The sequence below is a fragment of the Mycobacterium sp. genome (assembly GCF_049647605.1).
Classification (GTDB): Bacteria; Actinomycetota; Actinomycetes; order Mycobacteriales; family Mycobacteriaceae; genus Mycobacterium.
Window position 1 is genome coordinate 1 of sequence record NZ_JBARXZ010000064.1, and the last position, 6537, is coordinate 6537.

5 protein-coding genes and 1 pseudogene are annotated in these 6537 nt (G+C 67.5%); 2 read left to right on the forward strand and 4 right to left on the reverse strand.

The features are described 5' to 3' along the window. A pseudogene (locus WBB07_RS08525) lies at positions 1 to 387 on the forward strand (hypothetical protein); the annotation flags it as partial. 29 nt (positions 388 to 416) lie between these two features. Here the strand turns inward: WBB07_RS08525 and WBB07_RS08530 are convergent. Beyond that, positions 417 to 596, reverse strand: coding sequence for a hypothetical protein (locus tag WBB07_RS08530; RefSeq protein ID WP_526306617.1), 180 nt, complete (start codon positions 594 to 596; stop codon positions 417 to 419). A gap of 86 nt (positions 597 to 682) precedes the next feature. On the opposite strand from WBB07_RS08530, the gene WBB07_RS08535 reads away from it, so the two are divergent. Continuing rightward, on the forward strand, positions 683 to 2767 hold the full coding sequence (locus tag WBB07_RS08535) for a RecQ family ATP-dependent DNA helicase (protein WP_526306619.1): 2085 nt from the start codon (positions 683 to 685) through the stop codon (positions 2765 to 2767). 7 nt (positions 2768 to 2774) lie between these two features. Here WBB07_RS08535 and WBB07_RS08540 read toward each other — a convergent pair whose 3' ends face one another. The 3 genes from WBB07_RS08540 to WBB07_RS08550 form a co-directional block, all read right to left on the reverse strand. Next, positions 2775 to 4259, reverse strand: coding sequence for a high affinity choline transporter 1 (locus WBB07_RS08540; RefSeq protein WP_526306621.1), 1485 nt, complete (start codon positions 4257 to 4259; stop codon positions 2775 to 2777). 72 nt (positions 4260 to 4331) lie between these two features. Then, on the reverse strand, positions 4332 to 5363 hold the full coding sequence (locus WBB07_RS08545; protein ID WP_526306625.1) for an isopenicillin N synthase family dioxygenase: 1032 nt from the start codon (positions 5361 to 5363) through the stop codon (positions 4332 to 4334). Positions 5364 to 5377: 14 nt separating this feature from the next. Beyond that, a partial coding sequence (locus tag WBB07_RS08550; protein WP_526306623.1) for an allophanate hydrolase-related protein occupies positions 5378 to 6537 on the reverse strand: 1160 nt, incomplete at its 5' end.

A 6537-nucleotide genomic window follows, 5' to 3' on the forward strand; every position in this document is an offset into this window, starting at 1 on the left:
GCGTGTGGCTTTGGTGAGGCGGTGGTTGGTGCGTCGCGGGGTGGGGCTGGCGGCGGCGATGTCGCCGAAGACTTCGGCGCCGTCGGGGGTGCTGCGATAGACCCGGCCGGTGGGGGATTTCCAGAGGGTGGTGCCGTCGACGAGTTGTTCGACGGCCCATCCTCCTGTGCCGGTGTGGAAGGTTTTCAGGCGGTGGTGGTGGCGGCATTTGGCGTCGAGGTTGGCGGGTATGGTCCAGTCGCCGCGGAGGGGATGTTGGTGGTCGAAGGCGATGGTGTGGTCGAGGTCGGCTTGCCAGGCGGAGCGGTTGCGGCCGGGGAAGCTGCAGGTCAGGGGGCGGCAGCGGATCCAGCGGGCGACTGCGGCGCTGGGTTGGTGGCGTGGTAGTTCGGCCGTTTCTGGGGTTGGTGGGCGTATCAGGGGTCGGTATCAGGATCGGCGGCGGCGTGGCCTTCGGCTTCGGCGGTGCGTTGCGGCAGCAGCGGGGCGATGGCGGCCATCCGATGCGCCCATAAAGCGGACTCATCGAGGCGGGGCTGCTCCACCTCGGTGAGCAACCCACCAGCACCAGATATCTCGAACATGTGTTCGGTCATGTCATCGCCCACCGACGACATCGATGCCGTCGGAGTCGTTTGCTTGCAAGTTGGGTGCTGTCACCGGCACCGGGCACGATGGGGGCATGGCGACCAGAGACGACGCGCAGGCCCTACTGGAACAGCTGGCCGGTCCGGGTGCCACGCTGCGTGACGACCAGTGGACGGCCATCGAGGCGCTGGTGACTCACCGCAAGCGAGCCCTGGTGGTGCAGCGCACCGGATGGGGGAAGTCGGCGGTCTACTTCATCGCCGCCAAACTGCTGCGTGCCGAAGGGCGGGGGCCCACCGTCATCGTGTCGCCGCTGCTGGCGTTGATGCGTAACCAGGTCAGCGCCGCCGAGCGTGCCGGTGTGCGCGCGTCCACCATCAACTCCAGCAATGTTGCCGACTGGGACGAGGTTCATCAGCGAGTCAGGGGTGGTGACCTCGATGTTCTGCTGGTCAGCCCGGAACGGTTGAACAACCCGGACTTTCGGGACGGTGTTCTGCCGTCACTGGCACGCGACGCCGGTCTTGTCGTGATCGACGAGGCGCACTGCGTGTCGGACTGGGGACATGATTTTCGGCCGGACTACCGGCGGATCCGCACGCTGATTGCGGAATTGGGCAGCGACATCCCCGTCCTGGCGACCACGGCGACCGCCAATGACCGGGTGGTCGAGGACATCCGCAGCCAGCTCGGTGTCGGTGGGGAGGGCTCCGGCACTCTGGTGCTGCGCGGCGGGCTGGACCGTGAATCGCTGCGGTTGGCCGTGGTGAAGGCAGGAAACCCCGCACAGCGAGCAGCCTGGCTTGCCGCCCAACTGGATTCGCTACCAGGATCGGGCATCGTGTACACGCTGACCGTTGCGCAGGCCAACGATGTGGCGGCGATGTTGCGTGAGCGTGGGCATCCGGTCGCCGCCTACACCGGGGCCACTGAAGCCGCCGAACGAGAACAGCTCGAAGGTGACCTGCAGCACAACCGGGTCAAGGCGCTGATCGCCACATCGGCACTCGGAATGGGATTCGACAAACCCGATCTCGGGTTTGTGGTGCACCTGGGTGCCCCGGCATCACCCATCGCCTACTACCAGCAGGTCGGGCGTGCCGGCCGGTCCACCGAGAGCGCCGAAGTGGTGTTGCTCCCGGGTACCGAGGATCGTGAGGTGTGGCGGTACTTCGCGTCGGTGGCCTTTCCTTCGGAAGCAATGGTGCGCAACGTGATCGGTGCGCTGGACCGGGATCGGCCACAGTCCACCCCGGCGCTCGAACCGCTGGTCGACCTGAACCGCACCCGGCTGGAGATGGTGCTCAAGGTGCTCGACGTGGACGGGGCGGTGCACCGCGTGAAGGGCGGCTGGCTCGCCACCGGAGAGCCGTGGAGCTACGACGAGGAGCGCTACCGCCGACTCGACGAAGCCCGTCAGAACGAGCAGCAGGCCATGCTCGACTATCTCGACACCGCGGGCTGTCGGATGGCCTTCCTGCGGCGCCAGCTCAACGATCCGGAGCTGGCGGACGGGCAGCGGTGCGGGCGCTGTGACAACTGCGCAGGAGCGCACTATGACGCCCGCGTCGACGCCGAGGCCGCCGAGGCCACCCGGGCGCAGCTGATGCGCCCGGGTGTCGAGATCTCGGCGCGGCGGCAATGGCCCTCGGGGCTGGCCAAACTCGGGGTGAGCTTGACCGGCAAGATCTCCGACGGACCCGCCGTCGGGCGCGCGATCGGCAGGTTGACCGACCTCGGCTGGGGTGCGCGGTTACGTGCGGTCCTCGACGGCCCCGACGCCGAGGCGCCCGACGACCTGGTGCGCGCAGCGGTGGACGTGCTGGCGGCATGGAAATGGGAGACCCGGCCGGTGGGGGTGCTGGCGCTGGACTCCGAGAGCCATCCGCAACTCATCGGGTCGTTGGCGCGACGGCTCGCCGAGCTGGGCCGGCTCACCGACCTCGGCACCCTACGCTACGCCGTCGAACGCCGTCCGGTGACCGCGGCCAACAGTGCATATCGTGTTGCCGCACTGCATGGTTCGTGGGAGACCCCGGTGCTGCCGGAACTGAGCGGACCCCTACTGCTGGTCGACGACCGGGCAGACACCGGATGGACACTGACCATGGCGTCGCGGGTGCTGCGCCAGGCCGGTGCGCCGGAGGTGCTGCCGTTCGCGATCGCGGCGGTCAGCTGATCGGCTGTCACACCCGGACCGGTGCGACAGCCGTGCCGGCGTCGACTGCGGTGGGCGCGGTCTCGGGAACCGAACGGGGTGTTGCCAGTGCCACTGCGACATACGCCACCAGGGACACGGCGCCGGCCAGCAGTGTGGACCAGCCGTCGGCCGACGTCGTCACCCACTCATTGGGCACGTAGAGCAGGGTGTTGTCGACACCGTAGATCGTGGGAGTGAGCACAAAGAACGTCAGCCGCACTGCGATACCCGCCACGATTGCCGCCGCCGCAGCCGCCGAACCTCCCCGGGACCAGTACAGGCCCAGGATGAACGGCACCACCAGGCTGGCCAGCAGAATGTCGAAGGCCAGCGTGAGCAGGATGCCGGTCTGCGGAACCCGCAATGCGATCAGCGCCGCCAGCGCCGCCATCGGCACCGTCGCCCACCGAGTGGCCAGCAGGCTGCGCGGAGACATCACCACCGCGTCCGCATCGATCTTGCAGATGTTGCGTACCACCACCGCGGCCGTGGCCAACAGGATTCCGCTGATGGTCGTCAAAGTGGCCGCCAGCAGACCGGAGATGACGAGGATCGCCAGCCACGTTGGTGCGTACTCGCCCAGCAAGGTGTACAGGATCGGTCCGTCCGCGGCTCCGTCGCCGACAATCCCGATCGCTGCCAACGCGACGAACGACAATGGCAGACATAACATCAGAATGCCGGCCGCCGCACCGAAGCAGGCCTTCTGCGCGGCTCCGGGGCTGCGGGCCGAGAACACCCGCTGCATCAGATCGATGGCGACGAGGTTGCCCAGGCCCAGCGCGATGATGGTGGCCCAGTTGATCACGGCGCCGGAATCGCTGGAGGTCAACTGCGACAGGTCGCCGACGCCCATGCCTTCGGGGGCCGTAAACCCGTGTGTGGTGGCCACCCAGACGACAAGCGCGATGACGCCGGCGACGGTGACGGCGATCTGGGCGATCCCGGTGTACACGCTGGCGAACATGCCGCCGCTGATGGTGTAGAGCAGCGCCAGCGGGATGGTCACCAGAACACCCACCAGATAGGAGACACCCAGGAAACGTTCGAGCAGGAATCCGACGGCAACCAGGTTGCCCGCCAACAGGATCGCGAAGCTGGCCACGGTCAGGCACGAGGACACGACCTCGACGGAGGGACCGAACCGCCTGCGGAAGTAGTCGGGCAACGTGATCAGTTCATCCGAACGCAGCCGCTTGGCGAAGAACAGGCCCATCAGCAGCAGGCACAGTGCGAGGCCGATCGGTAGCGCGGCACCGGCCCAGAATCCGAACGACGACGCCAGGTCGGCATTACCGATCGTGGCGTTGGAATCGACGGGTTGGGCGATGAGGACCACCGCGACAACCAGGGCCGGCAGGCCGCGGCCCGCGACGAGATAGTTGTTGGAGTCGCCGCGCACCCGGCGCGCGGAGACGATGCCACTGACGGTCAGCAGCAGGAGGAAGACGGCAACGCCGGCGATGATCATGGCGTACTCCAGGATTCGAGTAGGGATTCAAAGGCGTGAGCGAACATCGGCGCCGTTGCCGGTCGGTGGAGATCAGCGGTGCAGCAGTGCATCTCGCCCGAAGCTGGCCAACGGTCGAGTGCCCTGGGGCAGGGTCACCTCCCCTCGGGCGATCCGGTCCTGCAGATACCGGAAACTCTGTGCGGTCTGGGCGAACAGGTGGTCCCCGGCGAGCACCGTGGGTTTGACCGTGGCCGTGTCCTCGCCGATGAATGCCTCCAGTGGGGCCACCACGGTGTCGGCGTCGACGTTGACGAACAACGGGAACGAGTACCGTTCCTCGCTGACCTTGCGCACCCGGTGCGTGGTCGCCACGAACTCGCCGTTGGTCCAGATCTCCAACAGGTCACCGATGTTGAGCACAAACGCTCCCTCGATCAGCGGCACGTCGATCCACATCCCGGCTGCGTTGAGCACTTCCAGCCCCGGTGCGGTCGGTCGCAGCAGCGTGAAGCATTCGTAGTCGGTGTGCGCCCCGATCCCGGGCCGATCCGCCGCGGCCGGGTCGAACGGGTAATGGATCAGCCGCAGCTGTGACGGAGGCACGGTGACGAACTTGTCGAATCGATCTGGGGGTTCGCCGAGGCTCACTGCGAAGGCGCGCAGCAGGATTCGTGACAGCGCGAAAACCGAGTTGTAGTAGTCGGTCACCGCCTGTTGGAAGCCGGGGAGCTCTGGCCACTGGTTGGGGCCGAGCAGGGGGTGGCCCGACGTCGAGCGGGGATCATCGGCAGGCAGGTCGATCGACAGGTCGAAGGCTTCCTTGATGTCGACGGTCCCGGCCGCGAAGATCTCCTCGCCGGGCGGTACGTAGCCACGATGGTTGGGGGAGTTGCCGATGTAGACCGCGTGCTTTGTGGCCTCGGGTAACGCGAAGAAGGCTTTGGTTCGCTCCAGCAGCGCTTCGAACAGGGCGGGGTCCACGCCATGGCTGACAATCTGGGCGAAGCCGACGCCTCGGGCGGCCTCGCCGAGGGCATCCGCCGCGGCGACGTAGCCGGGGTCCGATTCGTCGAGCAACGCGGAAATGTCGAGCACGGGAACATCGGTGAAGTCGCGGGTCATCTCGGTGCTGACAGTCATCGAGGGACATCCTTTCCCGTGGTGGCAGTGACGGTGGAGCGCACTGTCCATCGGCGTCGCAACGGTGTGCCGTCATGGCCGCGCTCTGCCGTCGAGACAGATTGACCGGCAACGATTTCGGGTGACAGATCGTCGCCGATCCGGAACGGCAGTGTGGAGCTGGTGATACGCCAGACGGCGCCGGCCACGGTGCCCAGTGAGATCTCCAGATCCATCAGTGCGCGGCCCCGATCCAGGCCGGCCGTGGCGATGCTCTGGTACAACGAGCGGTCACCGTCGGGCTGGTCTCCCGCCGCCCGCCCGCGGGCATAACCGAATCGATCCCCGACCCGGATCAAGAAGCCGTCGCGGCCCGAATCGTCGCGCAGTGCCAACTCCAGGGAGGTGCTCGCGGGATCGGTGGGTGTCGGTAGCCAGTCTTCGAAATAGTCACGCCCGAGGCCGGTTTCGATGAGCAGGCCGTCGGCGAGGTGTAGCCGACCACGGTCGGGCAACGGCTCGGCGGGGTGCAGGTCCACATCACGGTGCCAGGTCCACTCGACACCGTCGACGGCCAACGTTCCGGCAAAAGCCTGGATCTGGCACATCGACAACAGATCCTCGCGGGTCAGCTCGGCCGGTGACGTCGCGGTAACCGGTGCCAGACCGGCAGGTACCCGCAGATCGACGTAGATCCGAGCGGCCTGCAACCATTCGACGTCGGTGGTGGTGTCCACTGTGGTTCCCGGCACCACCAGCGCCCGGCGACGCCACCGGCGGTTGACCACATCGGGCCGGGTGGCCGGTATCCCGGGTCCGACGCGCCTGCGGTAGCTGCGCCAGTCACCGTGGTGGGTGATGTCGGCACCGTCATGCCAGGCGTCGAGGGCGCAGCCGAAGCCGACGACATCCGAACCGTCGGCCAGGGTCACCCGGCCCAGTGCCATCGGGTCGGGCAACTCGGCGAGGAAATCGCCCAGCATCGCGGTGCTGATCAGCCACAGCTCGCCGGCGATGGTGGTTCCTGTATCCGGGCCGACGCGCACCAGCCCGGGTTTGGGCGGATCGGTGGCGAGCCGGGCCAACCGGTACCGCGGAGCCGTCGCCGCCGGTCCACACCACCGGGCGCCGCGATCGTCGAGCTGCCACGTCAGCGGCTGCCCGCGCAGGTGTGCAC